We start from the raw sequence: 19,843 nt of genomic DNA, 5'->3' as shown, positions 1-19,843 counted from the left end.
ATTAACTAACACACTATAACCGAATTTTATGAAAGCACAAACAAAAGAAACACAAGCGGCGATGACGCCACAAACGGCACTTCAGGCGTTGAAGGACGGGAATGCTCGTTTTGTAAATAACAACATGGTACATCGTAATCTCGGTGAACAGGTAAGCGATACATCAACCGGTCAATACCCATTTGCTACAGTTTTACACTGTATCGATTCCAGGGTATCTGCGGAATTGGTCTTCGATCAGGGTATAGGAGACGTATTCAGCATCCGCATTGCCGGAAACTTCGTGAACGATGATATTCTAGGAAGCATGGAGTTTGCCTGCAAATTAGCCGGGACCAAATTGGTAGTTGTTCTTGGACATACTGCCTGCGGAGCAGTAAAAGGAGCCTGCGACCATGCGCGTCTCGGGAATCTTACCAAGCTGATCAATAAACTGGAACCTGCCGTACTCGCTGTTCCGGAGCCGGCAGATGATAGCCTGAGAAATTCTGGAAACATAGAATTTGTAAATAATGTTGCCAAGGCGAATGTAGAAATGACCATGGATAATATTCGTAACTGGAGTCCTGTTCTGAAAGAAATGGAGGAAAATGGTGAGATCAACATCGTTGGAGGTATGTACGATATCAGTGATGGGTCTGTGACATTCTATTAATGTATTACTGAAATAGAACGAGATAAACCGTCCGACTTGTCGGGCGGCTTTTTTTGTTTCCTTCTGAAATCTATAACTTTACGATCGACTATACGTCCAAAAAAAGTACACTATGAAAAAACAATTCCTATTTCTAATTTCGATATTGCTTGGCCTTGGTATTCAGGCCCAGGTGGCACGTGTACAGGTAGTGCACAATTCGGCAGATGCTCTTACATCCACCGTAGACGTTTATTTGAATGGTATGTTGACGCTACCAGATGTAAATTTCCGAACGTCGTCTCCATTTACCGACCTTCCTGCGGGCGTTCCGCTGGTTCTGGCCGTGGCTCCCGGCGATAGCATGAGTGCGCTTGATGCCTTTTTCACCGAAACCTATACCCTTGAAGAAGGGGAGACTTATATCATGATTGCTGAAGGGATCGTGAGTCCAACCGGGTATGATCCGGCACCACCTTTTGATCTGTATGTGTACGATATGGGTAGGGAAGTGGCGAACAATCCGTTAGAAGTTGATCTCCTGGTACATCACGGCTCAACCGATGCACCTACTGTTGATGTGTATGAGACTGAAGTTGGATTAGGTCAGGTGGTTGACGATATTTCCTATTCCGAATACGATGGTTATCTGGAACTACCCGAAGACAATTATACATTTCAAATTCGAACGGCCGATGGGAGTCAGGGAATTGCGGCTTATATCGCTGCCCTCGAGTCATTAGGTGTTCAAGGGGTAGCCGTTACAGTGATCGCTTCCGGCTTTTTTGAACCTTCCATGAATTCGAACGGGCCAGCCTTCGGACTCTACGCAATCTCACCTGCAGGAGGCGCTATGATCCCCCTACCGCCGGCACCACTTTCTGTAGGCGATTCCGAAGCGCTACAATTCAGTTTATATCCCAATCCGGCAACAGATGTGATCCGGCTGGATGGTTTGAATCTTTCTAACTACCAGGTTCAAATCACAGATATCCAGGGAAAGCAGCTATTAGAGAATCGGTATAGCGGTCAAAATTCAGAAATTAGTGTCCGCGGATTAACCGCAGGAGTTTACATTCTGAATATATACAAGGACAATCAGAGAGTTGCTTCTAAGAAGTTCGTAAAGCGCTAGCCCTAAATTTTTGTTCTGTTCTGATAGGTGACCACAAAGGTCTCCATAGGAGGCTTTCCGTTCTCGTAATGTTCCGCATACATTGAAATAAATGCATTCTGCAGTTTGTATTTCACAACTTTTCCAGCGTGATCCTTGGTCCATACCTGCGCCTGAGAGTAGACACGACCGGTTTTAGCACCTTGTGCGATCTTAGGAGAACGATTGTCCATTCGGCGTTTGAAGTAGTACTTATAGGTTGTGTTGTTTGCGGTGGGATTACCATTAGGATTGATGAGCACCGATTTAAAAGCGGCACTTTCCACGTTCATGGTGGCGGTCTGGTTGGTCGCCATAAGGCCTTTTACGAGAAGTTTTTGATTTTGGGCACTCACATTTAGACAAACTAATGTAAGAATCAGGAGTGGGATTATTCTTTTCATGATATACGGATTTTAGTATGAACAAGGTAGTTCGATACTTAGAATATACTATCTTGGATTTCGAGTAGGTTGTTAAAATCTATGATTTCATGGAGAAGCGGGTAGGGTATTTATTGAATTTACTGTTATACCCTATATATATAAATGTTTAAAATGATCAACCGCTCCGGGATCATCTTATTGGGAATCAATGATTATTTCAGCTATTTTTGAGTAATTCGCTATGAACACGAACATCATTATTTCCAAGATTCGAAAAGTTCTAACCTATTTAGTTAATACAAGGGCTGCAGGCTTGTATTTCATACTTTTTGCAGGCGCCATTGGTGCAGCAACCTTTATTGAAAATGACTTTGGAACAAGTGCTGCACAAAAACTTGTGTACAAGGCATGGTGGTTCGAATTGTTGTTATTGCTATTCGCATGTACCATTTTATATAACATTTATGTGTACCGAATGGTTCAAATGAAAAAATGGGCACTACTGATGTTCCATGGAGCCATCCTGATAATTATACTCGGTGCTGCAATTACTCGATATTTCAGTTTTGAAGGTGTTATGCACATTCGGGAGAATGATCAAACTTCTGAGTTTTTGTCGTTCGAACCCTACCTCATGTTCAATGTTCAGAAAGAAGGTATCGATTATTCCTTTGATGAGCCGGTACTATTTGCTAGCCTTGGATCGAATACTTTTAACGAATCCTATCTAGTTGATGGAGCCTTAGTAAAAGTTCGTCTCACGGATTTCATCCCTAATCCGAAACAACAATTAGTTCCTCAACCGCTGAGCGGCACGGCTGTAATTAAGGTAGTTATCGGTGGGTCCAACGGTAGAGAAGAATATTTGATCGAAGAGGGAACTTCAAGGCGAATAGGATCAATGATATTCAACTTCAAAAAGCAACCCATAGCCGGAGCTGTGAATATCGTTTATGAAAATGATGAATTGCGTCTCAATTACCATCGAATGCTTACTCAAACCGTCATGGCTACCCAAACCAAAGATACGATACAATTTGATGGTGAGTTCAAGGCCTTAGTTCTCAGATCTCTCTATTCCGATGGCCAGAATAACTTCGTTTTTTCTGAATTCGAACCGGAAGCAGCAATAGTGATCACAAGTGACGACCCCAAAGTAAAAAACGAGAGTATAGTTGCTCTTAAGATGGACGTGACTGTGGGTGAAAATACAAAGACCACTTATGTATATGGAAATAAGGGCCGAACCGGAAATCCGGCTTTTCTTCGATTTGATGAAATGGACCTGGAAATTTCTTACGGTTCAAAACTAAAAGAAGTGCCTTTTAGTATTCGATTGAACGATTTTATCATGGAACGCTATCCGGGCACCAATAGTGCTTCTTCCTATGCAAGCGAGGTTACTCTGCTGGATCCTGCCGAAAACGTAAATTTGAATTACCGTATTTTCATGAATAACATCCTGAATTATCGAGGATATCGATTTTTTCAGTCCTCATTCGACCGTGATGAAAAGGGAACTTATCTAAGTGTGAATCACGATTTCTGGGGTACCTTGGTTTCCTACATAGGTTATGCCTTGCTCACTCTTGGGATGATCCTAACATTTTTCAGCAAGAAAACAAGGTTTTACGCAGTACTTCAAAAAATTAAAAAACTAAGAGCTAAAAGTGGAACTTTCATAGCTATTTTATTCATTTCACTAGCGACTACCACCTATGCTCAGGAATACAAGCAACGGGCCGTATCAGAAGAACATGCCGAAGCCTTCAGTAAATTGGTGGTGCAGGATTTCAAAGGGCGCATGAAACCCATGCACACCCTTTCCAGGGAGGTAATGAGAAAGATTGCACGTAAGGAGAGTTGGGAAGGTCTTACAGCAGACCAGGTAATACTGGGAATGTTCGTGAATAAGCAGGACTGGTATGACGTTAAGATGATCAAGCTAGGAAAGCATTCCGACGTCTTGAAATTAATAGGAGCGAGTGATTCTTACGCTTCCTATAAGGATTTTTTCACCGAAAAAGGAGAATACAAACTAAGAGATGAAGTGAGACGCGTTTATGGCCTCGATCCTGTGGACCGAGGAGTCTATGCGAAGGAGCTCATTAAAATTGACGAGCGGCTTAATATCGTTAGTATGCTGTTCTCAGGGAGTTTACTGAAAATTGTCCCCGTTCCTAACGACCCGAACAACACATGGCAAGCATTTGGTGGTCATAACCATCCACAGGACGATGGCCATGATCATAGCTCTGTGGCGGAGCGATTCTTTAATGCTTACGGAACTGCTTTGAAACAGGCGACGACTTCGCGAAACTTTCAGCATGCCGGACATCTACTGGACGAATTGAAGACGTTCCAACAGCAACAGGGCGCGGCGGTTGTTCCTTCCGAAGGAAAGATCAATACCGAGATTCGGCTGAATAACATGAATGTGTTTACTCGCCTGGCCGGATTATATATGATCCTGGGAGTGCTGTTGTTATTCTTCTTGTTCCTTTCGGTTTTTAAACCAAACCTTAGGCTAAGGAAGGTATATTGGGTGCTGTTCTCCATAATATTACTCGGTTTTGTGTTACATACCCTTGGACTAGGAATGCGCTGGTATGTATCCGGAAGAGCTCCCTGGAGCAATGGCTACGAATCCATGATCTATATTGCCTGGACCTCAACTTTGGCAGGGCTGTTATTTACACGGAAATCCTTCGGTGGATTAGCCGCGACCATGGTACTCGCCGGTACCATCCTATTCGTATCTACCTTAAGTTTTCTCGATCCTGAAATAACACCCCTAGTTCCTGTATTACGATCCTATTGGCTCACCATTCACGTTTCATTGGAGGCAGGTAGTTATGGTTTCCTGATGCTGGGAGCTATCATTGGTTTGATCAACCTGATACTTATGATCTTCCTCACAGAGAAGAATAAACTTCGTGTGAAACGCATTGTAACAGAGATGTCCTACATCAGCGAATTAACGTTAATAGGAGGGCTTTTTATGATGAGTGTCGGTACTTATTTAGGAGGTGTTTGGGCGAATGAATCCTGGGGCCGATACTGGGGCTGGGATGCCAAGGAAACCTGGGCGCTGGTGACCATACTTGTTTATGCCTTTATCCTGCACATGAGGTTAATACCTAAATTAAGAGGGACCTATGCTTTCAACCTGGCAACTATTTTCGGACTGGCTTCGGTGATTATGACATATTACGGCGTGAACTATTACCTTTCAGGATTGCATTCATACGCAACCGGTGATCCCGTGCCAATTCCACAGTGGGTGTACATCGTAGTGAGTTGTGTGATCCTGATCAGTTTCCTTGCATACCTGAGGAAACGAACGTTTAAGGAGATATCCTGACTTATTTAATCTTTGTTAACTACATCAAACAACATCACTAAAGTGGACTTTGACAAAAGCATATTATCCTTTTTAAAACCTGACTTGCTGGATACAATCCTCGCTGAATCAAGTATAAAAACAATTCCTAAAGGAACTGAAATTTTAAGAGAGGATCAATATGTTAAAGTATTGCCGATAGTAGTTGAGGGATTTGTAAAGGTCTATTCAAGATTCGATGAAAGGGAATTGTTGCTGTACTATATCGAACCAGCACAGAGCTGTGTAATGTCGTTCTATGCAGCACTGAAGAACACACCGAGTAGAGTATTTGCAGAAACCGAAGAAGATTCTAAGATCCTATTGATCCCTGTGTCACTTCTACCGAAATGGCTAAAAGAATACCCCGAATTCAATGAATTGTTTTACAACCAATTCAATTTGAGGTACACTGAGCTACTAGATACCATTAGTCACTTGCTACTAGACAAAATGGACAAACGATTGTTCGACCATCTGAAAAGAAAAATCGAAATAGCCAATGGCGATTCAATTAAGATAAGTCACGGCCAACTGGCGAATGAACTGGGAACAGCCAGAGAAGTAATTTCAAGGATCATGAAAAAACTTGAAATAGAGGGTATTGTTGTTCAAAATTCGGGAGAAATAAAGATTATCAGTGAGCTGTGACTGTAGTCACTGCAAGAAGATTTTACTTCACATATATTTGATATAAATCGAAACTTAAAAACTTATATCATGAAAAAAAACATGGGTACAGCAGATCGAATTATTAGAGTAATAATCGCTGCAATCGTCGCAGTTCTTTATTTCACAGGAACAATTTCCGGAACACTAGGGATAGTACTTTTGGTACTGGCAGGAGTATTTGTATTAACGAGTTTAATAAGCTTTTGCCCACTTTACGCACCGCTTGGAATTAGGACCTGCCCATTAAAAGGTCAGGAACAACATTGAATAAATAAAGAGCAGTCGAGAATACCAGGAAATTAGGTATTCGGGAAAGAAATAAGAAAATCACTAAATATCAATTGCCATGAAAAATATAAACATACTAACATTGGTTGTTTTGTTTACAGGCCAATTGTGTGTAAATGATCTTTACGGACAAGAAAATTTCACCTGGGCTGATGTGACCAATGAAGACTTTAAAATAACAGCCAACGATGGTTCGGCCGATGATGAGTTCAGCTATTCTATTGCTCTCGACGATGGCATTGTTGCCGTTGGAACGCCATTCGACGATGACAATGGCTCCAACTCCGGTGCTGCATACCTTTTTGATGCAGCCACTGGGGTTCAGATTTTTAAGCTTCTTCCGTCCGATGGAGCAGCCAACGCAGAGTTTGGTTTTTCCATCGCTATTCAAAATGGCGTTGTAGCGGTAGGAGCAAAAGGAGACAGTGAGAATGGTACAAACGCCGGGGCCGCATATCTATTCGATGCAGCTACGGGTATGGAGCTTTTCAAAATCCTTCCCAATGACGGTGCCGCTGAAGACGAGTTTGGAAACTCCATCACTATAGACGATGGTGTTGTTGCTGTTGGAGCCTGGCGAGCCGACGAATTTGGTGATGCTTCTGGTGCGGCCTACTTATTTGACGCATCAACTGGAAATCAGCTTGAGAAATTATTACCGGATACCGGAAACGACTTTCAGACTTTTGGTGTGTCTGTAGCCATGGATAGTGGAGTTGTGGCCGTGGGAGCAAGGACATTCTTTGTTCTTGGACAAGGCTACACCTTTGCAAAGGCATATTTGTTCGATGTATCTAATGGAAATCAGCTTAATGTACTTCAGCCGGATAATCTGAACGTGAATGGAGATCTGGGTGGATTTTTCGCTGATTGCATTGACATCGATGACGGCTTGGTTGCGGTAGGAGCACCGCAGAGGAGTATCTTTGGAGACCACTCGGGAGCTGCTTATTTATTTGATGTTTCTACCGGAACCCAAGTTTCAGAAATTATACCCGATGATGGCCAAGATCGAGATAACTTCGGAATTTCAATATCACTTGATAATGGGACGGTTTTTATTGGAGCACACCAGGATGATGAAAACGGCTTCAATTCAGGTTCGGTATATTTTTACAATGCAGTAACTGGTACTGAGATAAACAAGCTTATCGCCAGCGATGGTGCAGCTTTGGACCTTTATGGATGTTCTGTTGCAATCGATGGAAACTTTGCTGTTGTCGGTGCCAGAGATGATGATGATAATGGAAATAACTCTGGATCCGCATACATTTATTCCGGAACAATTTTAGGATTAACAGAAACCCAGTTGGGAATGGTATCCATATATCCAAACCCGAGTTCTGAATTTGTTACAATTGAACTAGGATCTGAATCAATCGGCTATTTCAAAATAGGGATTTTCAACAGTCTTGGTCAGTTAATAAATGAAATTTACGAACCTTCTTATAATGGAAAAGAAAAAGTAGTATTGGACGTTTCACATTTTGACAGTGGTATGTATTTTATACACATACAACTGGATGATCGATCAATAGTAAAGAAGTTATTAGTTCAATAGTAAATAAGCGCAAGTGATCAGCTCTTGCGCTTATTTTATTTTTTCTGAAAATAATAGTTTGTTCTCTAGTTACGCTTCAGTTGGACGACCGAAGTCCTATCTCGATGAATTATTAATTCAGATCTATTCGATCACTACTCCCTCTTCGAGTATCAGATCATAGCGATAACCAGCACCGAAATCCTTGTTCAAAACTACCTTTGCCTTGATAGTGACCACTTTTCCTTCGGGTACGAAAGTGTTTGAAGTCACTACAAGATCAAAGTCATCCTTACTTCCGTCCTGAAGATGAATCCAGTTACGCTGCATGATATTCGGATTTATTTTAACACACTTTCCCGTTATTTGGACTGTCTTTCCTTCATAAGATGAAGGATTAGCGACAATTTCGGCGATCTTTACCGATCCTTTATGCTGGATCACTTCATCGGTATGAGTTGGTATATCCTGTTTCTGTTGGGTCACATTTTCTTCAGAAGTAAAGTCGGCTGTCAATGAACCTGCATTGTTACCGTGATTTTCAGGAACCAGGCTGGAAACAAGGAAGATCCTATCGAAAACTCGATTGTACTCCTTACTTTCGAAATTGGTCTTTAATAATCCGTTACGGTAGAAATATGTGCTGCCAACGCTCACCGCCTGTTTTCTAATAGCGATCCAGTAGTCTTCCCCGCCTTCGGTTACCTTCAGGTATGTGTATTTTGTAGCCGGTAACACCTCTTTCACCATGACTTTGTGCAAATCTTCAGTAAACGAACCCCGGTTTTCCGACTGTTCGGGGCTATTATCGGTCGTTTCGGAAAAAATTCCACTGGGAGTGGGATTACTACCCTCATTCGAGCTTTTCGCAGTAATTACCTTCGGGCTATTGTTACATGAGGTTAAAATCAGTAGGACTGCTCCCACTGTATAGATCATATTATTTTTCATAGTTATTTTTTCTTTTTACTGTAAAATCGTTTTGTCAACCGGGTATAGAACCTAATACTATTTTCCGGGTCACTTTGTGAATATTCACCAGATACACTAAGTATCCAGGTTCGAGAGATGCGATAGGATAAGGTAGCTCCATAGAAGTTCAACGACAAGTCGCTGAGATTATTCTCATATGTATATTCTGCTCTTCTGAAATACACATCGGTATTAAACTTGTTTTTAAAGAATTCCCTGCTATACCGCACTGAATAGATGTTGCTTTTCAGGTAGTTTGAGGAATTCATGTTATAAGATACGTTGAATCTACCGCCAATCCCGGGTATTTTAGACAGGGTTGCATAGCCGTAAATATTATCGGATTTATTTTCATTATCACTTCGGAATCGCCTACTATAACTTATGCCCATCCAAAGTTGTTTTGTGGGTCTAACATTGAATCTGAATCTTAGACCTTGTCGGGCCAGATCATCATCCAACAAACGCTCAATATCCGTTTGAAAAGTTTCATAATAGATGATCGCTTTCCTGGAATCATATGAGATCATAGCATTTACGGCTCGGGTAAAGCGATATCGTGCAGACATATACAAATTTGTTAAACGTGTACTGTTCCCGTTATTACCAAAAATATCGAGCTCTGCACTGCTGAAGAGGGTAAGATCCGAAGCGATGGTACTCATGTGTTGAAAGAAAATATACCTTCGGTCGGTTGCGCCGGCGTTGGTCTGTTCCATAGCTCCCAGAGTCGTTTCACTGAAAAAATCTTTGGAGTTGGTTCCAATACCGACATATCCTCCGTACTGCAGCAGATCGGCATTGAATCCGAAATTTTCAAAATCGGGCCTGAATCCTCCCATACCACCCACATAGAAATTTCCGAAGTATTTCTCAACCTGCAACCCGTCTACAGCTCCAATACTACTGGCCTTAGGATTGATTTTTCGGCCCGCAGTGATAGAAAGATCTGGTGTGGCATCATAACGGACGTTGAGGTTATAAACATTGAATATACCGGTTCTGCCTTCGTAGTCATCTGTAGCGGTATTGAAATTTCGGTAAACCAGATAGGATTGCACGGATACTTTCGAATCTCCGATATGATTTGCATCTAAAGAGAATCGTGTCCTGAAAATACTGCGATCATCTCGAACGTCTGAAAAGGTATTGTAACTAGACAGCGATACCCTTCCGCGAATATTTTCCTTGTACAGAGAAGTTTTTTCCCCTAAATCAACCGGTATATTCGTTTCAGGAGGTAATTCTTCCTCCAATGGCTCCGTAATTGTAGTGGGTTGAGTTGTTTCCGCAGACGTCACAATTGAATAACTCACTGTATCTCCGTTGGAAATAACGCAATCATTTAACACGGTACAAACTACCGATGTAGAAGACTTGTCGGTTACTTTCAGGCAGTCGTTACCATTAAACGAAAGCACTTTACCTATTTCGATATCTTCTGTACTATTGAACTTCACATACACGTTATTCGACGTTACAAAAGAAACGGTACCGCTTAGTGTTCTGTCCTGCGAATAAATAATTGAACAAAAGAACAATGCTGTCAATATGCAAGCATCTTTTAGGGACATCAGGAAAAATTTATCTTCTTATTATGGGTTAGGGTGGCATGCAAAGCATGCATTACTTTCATATACATAACCTGAGACCCCTTCGTGCTCATCATTCATATCGATCTTTTCATGACAGGTGGTACAGGTGAATATTGAATAGTTGTTAGCGTTAATATGACAGTCGATGCACTGGTTCCATTCGCCTTCGTGAGCACCGCTGTATATTGGGAAATACATACCATCGTGATTAAAGGTAGCAGGCATCCATCCGGGGTTGGTGGTATGGCATGAGGCACAATCCGTGGGAAACTGAGCAGCCGAGTGATTTGGATCTGTGGTCGCGTTATAGTCGCTTAAGTGGCACTCCACACAATCGGTAGGTGTATTGGTATAGTTGTTATTTATATGACATTGTGTGCAATCCTGAATATCATGTCCCAACGTAAGAGGGAAAAAGCTGTGATCGAGCACGGCAGGCATCCACCCTGGATTGGTGGAATGGCAGGCAGCACAATCTGTTGGGAAACCGGCGGCCTGGTGGTTAGGATTGTTTGTGGCCGCATAGTCGTCGGAGTGACAGGCAAAGCAGTCAGTTGGTGTATTGTTGAAATTTCCGTTTATATGGCAAGCGTTGCAGTCCTGGATATTATGACCCAGGGTTAAAGGGAAGAAATCGTGATTGATCGTCGCAGGCATCCATCCCGGATCCGCTGTATGACACTGGACGCAATCCGTTGGGAATCCAGCCGATGAATGATTTGGATTCGTGGTAGCGGCAAAATCGTCGGAATGACAGGCGAAACAATCGGATGAAATATTTGAAAAATTAGTTACATCGTGGCAGGCACTACAATCCTGAATGTCGTGACCTCCCGTAAGTGGGAAGAAATCGTGATTGATCCCTTGAGAATCCCAGCCAAATCCCAACGGACTATGGCACTCAAGGCAGTCTGTAGAAAAACCGGAAAGCGGGTGGTTAGGATTAGTTGTGGACAGGTAGTCGTCCCTGTGACATTGGATACACTCATTCCCGATAGGAGTAAAGGAAAGTGTAGTAGCATTTTCTCCGTGACATTCTATGCATCCCAGGTTATTATGTACACCGATCAATGGAAAACCATTTTGTTCGTGCAATTCAGGAATATTGAAAACCAACCAGCTATCGGAATTGTGGCAACGCATACAGTCGTTTCCAACGCTCTGATTGTGGACATCCAGGTGACATGAAATACAGTCGGATTGAACGTTACTGAAAGTCAGATCTGTATGGCACGCTTTACAATCGGTCACTTCATGAGATCCTTCCAGGGTGAAATCGGTATCGTTGTGATCAAACTGAATAGTGTTATAATCGATGGTCCATCCACTTGGATTGTGGCACTGACCACAATCGATCTTCAGTTCCTCTCCGTGAGGGGACTGTCCGAATATTGATCCGAAAGAAAGGATCAGTCCTATTGCAAATGACAATCGGTACATTCCAGTTTGTTTAGTTTATATAGAACGGTTTTCGTTCCGTCCTCATCGGTAATTTCGTGACATGCAGCACAGCTAATTTCAGCGTGGCGTCCTTCCAGTGGGAAGGCTGTTGAATTGTGGTTGAATTTTTTCGGATACCAGCTGTCCGTTACATGACAACGATTACAATCGGTGACACCATCAATGGCAAAAACATCATCGTGCACATTCTCGTGACATGATGCACATTGATTATCTAAGTTAGTAAATTTCTGATTTACAAGGGTTTTATTTTCTGAAATTTCAAAATGACACTCCCTGCAATCTATCTCCAAATGTCGTCCATCAAGGGGCCAGTTAGTTAGGTTGTGGTCAAAATTTACGACATCCCAGGCCTCATTGCTGTGACAAGCCGTACAATCCTGCTGTGGGTAGAATGAAGTACTAATGAAATCTTCATGAATATCTAAATGGCAGTCCACACAGCTTGAGCCGAGATCCGCAAAGGTCCAGCGGTCGTCCTCTTCGCTTATATGACACGCAAAGCAAGGTGTAGCGATATGTGCACCTTCTAATGGAAAAGAGGATGTTTGATGCTGTTCCAAGGTATAAAGGCTATAGTCGAATCCCTTTTCCAGGGTATGGCACTCGATACAATCCGGGTTAATTCCGTTTTCCATGAATTCGCCCTGATGATAATCGGCATGACAACTGTTACATGCTGAAAAATCGATTGGTGTGGTAAATCGCTCGACGTGACATTCCCTGCAATCTACTTCGAGGTGCATACCTTCCAATGGATAATCTGTAACTGTGTGATCAAAGAAATCCATATCTCTCAGCGCCAGGAAACTGGTTTCCTGGTGGCATTTTACACAATCTGTGCCGTATTTTCCCTCATGCTGATCCTCATGACAGGAAACGCAATTATCTTCAGAAATATCAATATTATCCTGAAAAACAACTAAGGGGTTACTACTTCTATCGTGACAGCTAAAGCAATCCACGGTGCGATGCTTCCCGTTAAGGTCGAATCCGGTAACATTGTGATTAAATCTACCAGTGCCAACAAATCTCGAGAAAGATGTTTCAGTATGACATTGTTTACATTGCCCTGCCAATTGGTTATTGTGCGGGTCGTCGTGGCATGATTTACAATCTGAGAAAGGGATATCAGCAAATTCCTGAAATTGGACGCCGTTCCTGGTAGTCATTTTGTGACATTCAATACAATCCAGATTGACGTGTTCTCCCTTTAAGGGATAGTCCGTTTCAGCGTGGTTGAAGTTGACTACTGGTTTGAAAGCATCCATATTATGACAGCTTAGACAATCGTTAGGGAGTGTTCCCTGGTGGAAATCATCATGACAGGACAGACATTCGTTATCGAGTCCCAGAAATGTATTTTTCCTTTTTCTGATATCGCTATTTGCGATATTGTCCGGCATATGGCATTTACGGCAATCTACCTCTTCATGTTTACCTTCAAGTGCGTAACCGGTTAGGTTGTGATCAAAGTTTTTTTCATCGAAACGAACCATATCGAATTTTCGCCCGTGATGTTCGCTATGGCATTCGAAACAATCCTTGTTTTTAACCGCGCTGCTCGCGTGATATCCCTGGTTATTCGTCAATAAAGACTGGATCTCCTTGTGACAATCGAGACACTTGCTGTTGGAGACCTTTTTCCCGATATCATGGCAGAGTGTGCAATTGCTCATGCCTTCCAAATCCGAGTGAGCATTTGTTAGATCCCCAGGAGATATCTGTCCGTACCCAAAAGGTACAGCGAGCATGAATAGAAATGTTATATGGAAAAATCGGTTTTTCAAACCATATATCTTCTATTTTCAGTTTGGTTGTTAAAAGAACCGACGTCGTTTAAGGTCCCTTCTTTTATTATTAACAGTTAACTTTTGGTTTACCCTACCTAAAGTTAACCATGTTTTTTCATAATGTATCCAAATCGCTTCGTAATTTTTATTCCGGGCTTCTCCAGAAAGGCGGTTGGCAGTATACCTCCGGCAAATATGTATACCATGTCGTTAGGTACTTCAGTGGCTTCATCATTTCCATCGGTTTTAATAAGGCAATGAGATTCACTTATCGAAATAAGGTTAGTGGAGAACATGAGGTTTACCTTACCTTCCGCAGCGGCGTTAGTAATTTTCTCACGATTCTTTGGTTTACATCTGGTAAGGGTCTCGGTCCTTACAAGTTGTCTCACTTTGTTATTCTCCATAAGTAGGAGGGAAGCTTCAATTGCCGAGTCTCCACCACCCACGACTATAATTTCCTTTTCAGAGATTCGCTCGGGTTCAAGAAGCCTGTAAGCAACTTTTTGAGATTCCTCTCCCGGTATATTGAGTTTCCTCGGACTTCCACGTCTACCAATGGCAATTAGCACATTATTGGAGATGAATTCTTCATTGGTGTTGGTTACTATTTTGAAGGTGTCATCGGCCAAAGGAATTATATCATCTACTTTGGTTTGTTCGCGGATATCAATGTCATGTTGCGAGATCACATCGTTCCATAGTTGAAGTAATTCATCCTTAGAAGTATCATAGAGCTTGACTTTTCCGTGAAGGGGAAGGTTCATGGGTGATGTCATGACAATCTTAGACCTCGGGAACGTGTACACTGTGCCTCCGAGAGAATCTTGTTCTAGTGTCAGACTGGTCAAGTTGTGTTTCTTACATGCCAGGGTTGCGGAGATACCCGCAGGTCCGGCACCAATAATTAAAACATCTATAACCCCATCCGGATTTGGCTTCTTGCTTTTAACAATACTATCAATTGCTTGCTGTCCTTGTTCAACGCTGTTCCGAATAAGTCCCATGCCACCAAGTTCACCGGCGATATATATTCCTCGAATATTGGTTTCGAAGTTCTGATTCACATGAGGAAGATCTACTCCTCTTGACTCTGTTCCCATGCGCAGTGATATAGCCTCAACAGGACAGGCGTGGAAGCAGGCTCCATGACCCACACAATTTGAAGAATTTATGAGCGTTGCTTTGCCGTTCGCTATTCCGATGATATCTTTTTCAGGACATTCTGAAACACAGGCGGCGCTACCAATACAGGTGTTCAAATTGATATGCGGATGTAAGGAAACGGGTTCGAAGAGGCCTTCTTCTTTGGCGATCTCTACTTTTTTCACCGTTTCCATGGTGTTCTTCTTCAGTTTCCGAAGGTATAATAGGACCACGATCGCACACAAGAGGAATACGGCAGTATAAGCAATAATATTTTCGATAAGTACTTCCATTAAAAAATCCATTTATAACCAAATGCCAGGGTAACAGCAACGTGGATAATTACGATTATCAGCATAACCAATGCAAAGGGTAAATGCGCCACATGCCAGTATTTGAAAAGCTTTTGCATGGTTTGTAACCTTCCGATTCTCCTGCTGAGGGTCCGTTCGTTCTTTAATAATTTCAGAATGGAACCCCTTTCAGTCTTGGTTAGATTACTATGTTTAAGTGCTTTTTTTAGTTCGGACAAGGAGACTTTATTTTGGTCTTTCTCATTGTTTTTAGTGAATCGTATTAAAAATTGAACAGTTGGAAGGTCTAACCTGAACTTTTCACTTAATACATTTGAAAGGTCAGTTTTCATTGACTTTACCTCTTGCAGACTGAGCTCTCTTCCTTCTATGGTTCTTGGAATTTGAATATAGATAAATCGGCCAATCACTCCACTGAGAACAACCGCTACCATACTCCAGAATGCTACTGAAACTATGCCGCCAAATTTGAAAGCCGTATGGAACAATACCATGATGGGTCCCAGGGTACAAAGGAAAATGTGAAACTCAAGCAAGTATTTTAGTCGGATGAACTTACCAAGGAAATTATAGCGCTTCCTGGCAATATAGATACTTACTCCAAATAGTATCATTAACGTGCCAATGATCCCAAGACCATGGCCATAAGCACCACTTGGTTTAAACCAATCGTGCTTCGGGTGATAGAAACGTTCTTCCAGCACCGTATTATAGTACGAATAGCCCGTATAGGCGAGATATATGGTTGCGATTACTATAATCGAAACCATCGAACTAATGTATATCTTATGTGTGGTTTTAGTCAAATAATACTGTGTTAGATTTGGGACAAAAACAAAGTAACAATATATATAATCCTTTAGTTAACGAATTTTTAGGCTTGTCTAATATATAAGAAGTGAAATTAAGATTTACTTCGATTAAGAGAATGATATTCGTCATATGAATATCTTAGTCTTAACAATATTATTAGACCGATTATAGTGTATAAACAGTTTCTGTAAGTTATACCCTACCTCGAAGGTCTAATTACAGACCAAAGATTATTTACTGTGGATGTCATCACCTTAATTCAAAGTCTGGATAGAGGGATCGATCAGGTTATTCGATCACAAAGATGTGCGATACGAAGTCATTGGATATTTGAAGCCCTTTTGTTTTTTCCTTTAAAAAGCGCCGGAATTTGATTGTAATCCAAAAAATACTGGAGTTTAACAGAAAATACATGAGTGATGGGTTGCTCAAAAAGTGTCCCAATACTGTCGAAATAAGAATCACGTGCAGCATTATCCATGTTGAATAACTGATTTCGATATAGTGCGGTTAAAAAGCTTCCAGGAGCAAATTGCCATGAGTAACTCAAATCAAAATTCCATGTACTAAAATTGATATCTGGATTATCCGGAATATTTTCAGTAGTGTATCCTGTAGTGTTAGTTACATATCCATCATCCTGAAGAGAAAATAATTGTTGGTCGTATTCCACTGTAGCCCAAAAGTTTCTGAAAGTTAGTGCAAGTGTGTTATATGGATTAAAATTATAGCTGGTATTAAAGGAATTGGTTATTTCCACCCTTTTTCTATCCCCAAAGATAACGTCATCATCTACCTGTGTGGTATAACCTCGGTCCCCTGAATAATATTCACGATCAAAACCATAGGAAAGGGAGAATTTATCATTCATTCGAAATCGCGGCCTAAATCCAAACCAAAAATTAACATAATCTCGAGTCTCGTCTACAAAAGTCTCAATACCGGTGTAACCATTAAGAGACAGTCTTTTGTTGCTGTTCGTATTGAACCAACTATTGACATTCACGTTGTTTTTCTCAATGAAGAAACTTCCTTCTTTGCGGGGTTCAAAATAATCGTACTGCTTTCCGGGTCTCAAGTTAATATTGGCTCCAATACTAAGAAGTTTCTTAGTGGTACCATTGGCCTAGAACCCGAAACCAAATCCAGTAAAAGTACTGGGACTGGCCAAATTGGTATAGTTCACGTAAGTTCCTATGCTATATCTATTCCATTTTTCGGTTGGCTCAAATATTCGATAGCTGGCATCTATCCCGAAGTTGTTGAAATTATTTCGAAACTGTAGCCCCAGGTCATTAATATCGTACTTAGTATCCGCAAAGCTATGATCAAAGCTATATCGAAAATTTCCGTGTGCCTTCCGAATTAAAAAGTAGGAACTAAAACCCGTCTCGTTTCCACTTTCCATATTCACATTGCTCATTTTTGCCTCGGCTCTAATGTTATAGGTATTACGCTTATTACTGATATTTGAGACAAGCCCGGTTACGTTGGCATCTCTAAAAGAACCAGTTCTGAACACGTTAGTGTTGATCAGACCTATGGACGAGTTTCCGTTAAACTGTTGATCAACTACCACGATATTGTAATTGGTAAAAGGTTCAACTTCTACTTCTCTGGTAGTGCCTGTTATGGTATTTCGTACTGTGGCATTGGTACTTTCGGTGATCGAATTGAACAGTCCGATACCAAGCCCTTTTTTGGTTCGTCCGGATACTTTTACAGCATTAATGACTTTAACGGTTGCTGGTGATTCAAGAACCTCTTCGTTCTCTCCTAATTCGGGGCTTGTACTGGGAGGGCCACCGATTCTTCTGGAGAAGAACAGGTTTCCTTTATTGAAAAGGTCTACTCCTTCGGTAAAGAATTGTCGTTGCTCGGAGAAGGTTTGTTCGAAAGGACCCAGGTTTAGAGTTACGTTATCGAATCTGGCCTGACTAAAATCCGGTATAAGGGTGGCGTCCAATGTAAAGTTTTCAGTCAGCCCATACTTCACATCGAGCCCGGCGTTAAAATTAGATTCATGGTCTCCATCGAAGCTCCTCTGTACTGTAGAGACAAAAGGGTAGAAGGCAAGTCGAACCGGTGGTTCAAGATTGGACAAACCCTTTAACTCACCATGATATAAACCAATGTTTCCTTTTGTAATGTCAATTGGATTCCAGGTATATTGAGACTCATCTCTTCTGAAGCGTCTGTGAAATTGAACCCCCCAGGTTTCCAGATTCTTATTGTCGAAACGCAAACATCTGTATGGGATTTTCATCTCTACAGTCCATCCGTCATCATTTATTTTTACCGCACTACTCCAAACAGCGTTCCAACCAAAATCTTCACCAATATTAGGGTTAGCAATGGCATCGGCTTGAGTTCCGGAAGCAAAAACGAAAAATTCTGTATCGTTTTGGGCATCGTTATTTGGGTTAACTACAAATCCGAAGAAATCTGATTGTCCAAAATTATCACGACTTGAAAGTTGTTTGGCAATTAAAGATGGATCATCATAGAGATAGGCGGCAACATATATCGCCTGATCGTCAAAAGTCATTTTCACTACGGTTTTATTGGCTTCGGTATCTTTAACACCTACATCTGGTCTGAATTGCGTGAATTCCACAGCCTCCTGAGCCGTTGCCCAAATAGGTTCATCAAACACCCCGTCAATTTTCGGTGAGGAGTCTGTTCTTTCAATTTGAAGTGATTTTTTTTCTTGTGCTGAGAGGTGGAAGGTGATAAATAATGCAAAAGATAGGAATACGCAGATTCTCATGGATTAGTTGTTGATTGATGAACAAATGACCTAAAAATTTTCAATTCGTTACACCGATTTCTAATAATAATTCTGTTCGGGGTGAGTTCGAGAAATCTTATTGCTCAATAGATTGGTGTTGTTTAATGCATTAATTGTCGTTCTATTCTAGCGTGAACTTAAGAAGTAATTAAACTGAAAATGTGAATTAAGTGAAAAAAAACATTAAAACTTGCCGTCGATTATTTTAAGTGGTACTAAAATGTTGAGATCGACACCATAAATCGAAAAATCCAGTTCAAGAAAACTCTGTGGGATTTTATTTTTAACTTATATCAAAATGCAATTCATTAGAGGAGAAAGTGGAATTTGATCCTTTTATTCTCTAATTGAGCCATTAAACTTCTGTTAAACAAAATCACGAATAGTTAAAATTTTCTACCTTTGATTTTAGAATGAAGCAGGTATTCCACAAAATGTTGTCTTTGTTACTGGCATTTGTAGTCTTATTTTCTACAATGTCATTTACTGTGAACATGCACTATTGTGGCGATTCATTGGTTGAAACGGCCATTTTCCAAAAAACCAAAGGTTGTGGTATGGAAATGGACAAACCCTCAACAGAGGGCTGTGCAATCACAAAAAAGAACTGTTGTGATGATAAGCAGTTAGTTGTTGAAGGTCAAGATGAATTACAAATTGATAAAATTTCATTTGAGCAACAAGTATTTATAGCTTCCTTCGCTTATTCCTACATCAACCTTTTTGAAGGTTTAGATCAAAACGTAAGTTCTTACGAAGAATACAGGCCACCACTCGTTATAAGGCAAATCTACAAGATTGACGAGACCTATTTAATTTGATTTTAAACAATAGACTGTTTTATCCTTTGACTTTCTGTCGTAAGGATAATTTGTAGTATTCGGTGTTTTCCTAACACCAAAG

At 41.2% G+C, this 19,843-nt stretch carries 14 protein-coding genes and 1 pseudogene; 7 read left to right on the top strand and 8 right to left on the bottom strand.

Going from position 1 to position 19,843, the window contains the following annotated elements:
* Nucleotides 1–28 precede the first annotated feature (28 nt).
* On the top strand, nucleotides 29–655 hold the full coding sequence (locus J1N09_RS12385; RefSeq protein ID WP_265200547.1) for a carbonic anhydrase family protein: 627 nt from the start codon (nucleotides 29–31) through the stop codon (nucleotides 653–655).
* Between the two features lie 112 nt (nucleotides 656–767).
* Nucleotides 768–1,769, top strand: coding sequence for a DUF4397 domain-containing protein (locus J1N09_RS12380; RefSeq protein ID WP_265200546.1), 1,002 nt, complete (start codon nucleotides 768–770; stop codon nucleotides 1,767–1,769).
* A 2-nt stretch (nucleotides 1,770–1,771) separates the two neighbouring features.
* On the opposite strand, the gene J1N09_RS12375 is transcribed toward J1N09_RS12380, so the two are convergent.
* Nucleotides 1,772–2,191: a hypothetical protein gene (locus J1N09_RS12375; RefSeq protein WP_265200545.1), complete on the bottom strand. Its 420-nt coding sequence runs from the start codon at nucleotides 2,189–2,191 to the stop codon at nucleotides 1,772–1,774.
* 223 nt (nucleotides 2,192–2,414) lie between these two features.
* On the opposite strand from J1N09_RS12375, the gene ccsA reads away from it, so the two are divergent.
* The 4 genes from ccsA to J1N09_RS12355 all read left to right on the top strand — a co-directional run bounded on the left by ccsA (nucleotide 2,415) and on the right by J1N09_RS12355 (nucleotide 8,076).
* The gene (ccsA, locus tag J1N09_RS12370; protein ID WP_265200544.1) at nucleotides 2,415–5,537 is read left to right on the top strand and encodes a cytochrome c biogenesis protein; all 3,123 of its coding nucleotides are present in this window, start codon (nucleotides 2,415–2,417) and stop codon (nucleotides 5,535–5,537) included.
* Nucleotides 5,538–5,621: 84 nt separating this feature from the next.
* The gene (locus J1N09_RS12365) at nucleotides 5,622–6,206 is read left to right on the top strand and encodes a Crp/Fnr family transcriptional regulator (protein WP_265200543.1); all 585 of its coding nucleotides are present in this window, start codon (nucleotides 5,622–5,624) and stop codon (nucleotides 6,204–6,206) included.
* Between the two features lie 69 nt (nucleotides 6,207–6,275).
* Nucleotides 6,276–6,494 (top strand): DUF2892 domain-containing protein, encoded by a 219-nt coding sequence (locus J1N09_RS12360; RefSeq protein ID WP_265200542.1) that lies wholly within the window; start codon nucleotides 6,276–6,278, stop codon nucleotides 6,492–6,494.
* Between the two features lie 79 nt (nucleotides 6,495–6,573).
* Nucleotides 6,574–8,076 carry a T9SS type A sorting domain-containing protein gene (locus J1N09_RS12355; RefSeq protein WP_265200541.1) on the top strand — a complete coding sequence of 501 codons (1,503 nt, stop codon included), beginning with the start codon at nucleotides 6,574–6,576 and terminating at the stop codon, nucleotides 8,074–8,076.
* A gap of 123 nt (nucleotides 8,077–8,199) precedes the next feature.
* Here the strand turns inward: J1N09_RS12355 and J1N09_RS12350 are convergent, their stop codons facing one another.
* The 7 genes and pseudogenes from J1N09_RS12350 to J1N09_RS12320 all read right to left on the bottom strand — a co-directional run bounded on the left by J1N09_RS12350 (nucleotide 8,200) and on the right by J1N09_RS12320 (nucleotide 18,919).
* The gene (locus tag J1N09_RS12350) at nucleotides 8,200–9,006 is read right to left on the bottom strand and encodes a GW dipeptide domain-containing protein (protein ID WP_265200540.1); all 807 of its coding nucleotides are present in this window, start codon (nucleotides 9,004–9,006) and stop codon (nucleotides 8,200–8,202) included.
* 2 nt (nucleotides 9,007–9,008) lie between these two features.
* Complete coding sequence (locus J1N09_RS12345; RefSeq protein WP_265200539.1) at nucleotides 9,009–10,601, bottom strand: hypothetical protein; 1,593 nt, start codon at nucleotides 10,599–10,601, stop codon at nucleotides 9,009–9,011.
* 21 nt (nucleotides 10,602–10,622) lie between these two features.
* A complete protein-coding gene (locus tag J1N09_RS12340; protein WP_265200538.1) occupies nucleotides 10,623–12,062 on the bottom strand; it encodes a multiheme c-type cytochrome in 1,440 nt (479 codons plus the stop codon).
* Nucleotides 12,038–13,837: a hypothetical protein gene (locus J1N09_RS12335; RefSeq protein ID WP_265200537.1), complete on the bottom strand. Its 1,800-nt coding sequence runs from the start codon at nucleotides 13,835–13,837 to the stop codon at nucleotides 12,038–12,040. The genes J1N09_RS12340 and J1N09_RS12335 overlap by 25 nt, the downstream gene beginning before the upstream one ends.
* Before the next feature lie 140 nt (nucleotides 13,838–13,977).
* The gene (locus J1N09_RS12330) at nucleotides 13,978–15,315 is read right to left on the bottom strand and encodes an NAD(P)-binding domain-containing protein (protein ID WP_265200536.1); all 1,338 of its coding nucleotides are present in this window, start codon (nucleotides 15,313–15,315) and stop codon (nucleotides 13,978–13,980) included.
* Nucleotides 15,315–16,106 carry a hypothetical protein gene (locus tag J1N09_RS12325; protein WP_265200535.1) on the bottom strand — a complete coding sequence of 264 codons (792 nt, stop codon included), beginning with the start codon at nucleotides 16,104–16,106 and terminating at the stop codon, nucleotides 15,315–15,317. Before J1N09_RS12325 ends, J1N09_RS12330 begins: the two co-directional genes overlap by 1 nt.
* Before the next feature lie 362 nt (nucleotides 16,107–16,468).
* Nucleotides 16,469–18,919, bottom strand: a pseudogene (locus J1N09_RS12320) (DUF5916 domain-containing protein).
* Between the two features lie 434 nt (nucleotides 18,920–19,353).
* On the opposite strand from J1N09_RS12320, the gene J1N09_RS12315 reads away from it, so the two are divergent.
* Complete coding sequence (locus tag J1N09_RS12315; protein ID WP_265200534.1) at nucleotides 19,354–19,761, top strand: HYC_CC_PP family protein; 408 nt, start codon at nucleotides 19,354–19,356, stop codon at nucleotides 19,759–19,761.
* Nucleotides 19,762–19,843: the final 82 nt, after the last annotated feature.

Source organism: Aureitalea sp. L0-47 (assembly GCF_026126405.1).
Lineage (GTDB): Bacteria > Bacteroidota > Bacteroidia > Flavobacteriales > Flavobacteriaceae > Pukyongia.
This window is presented reverse-complemented; position numbering and strand designations above follow the sequence as displayed.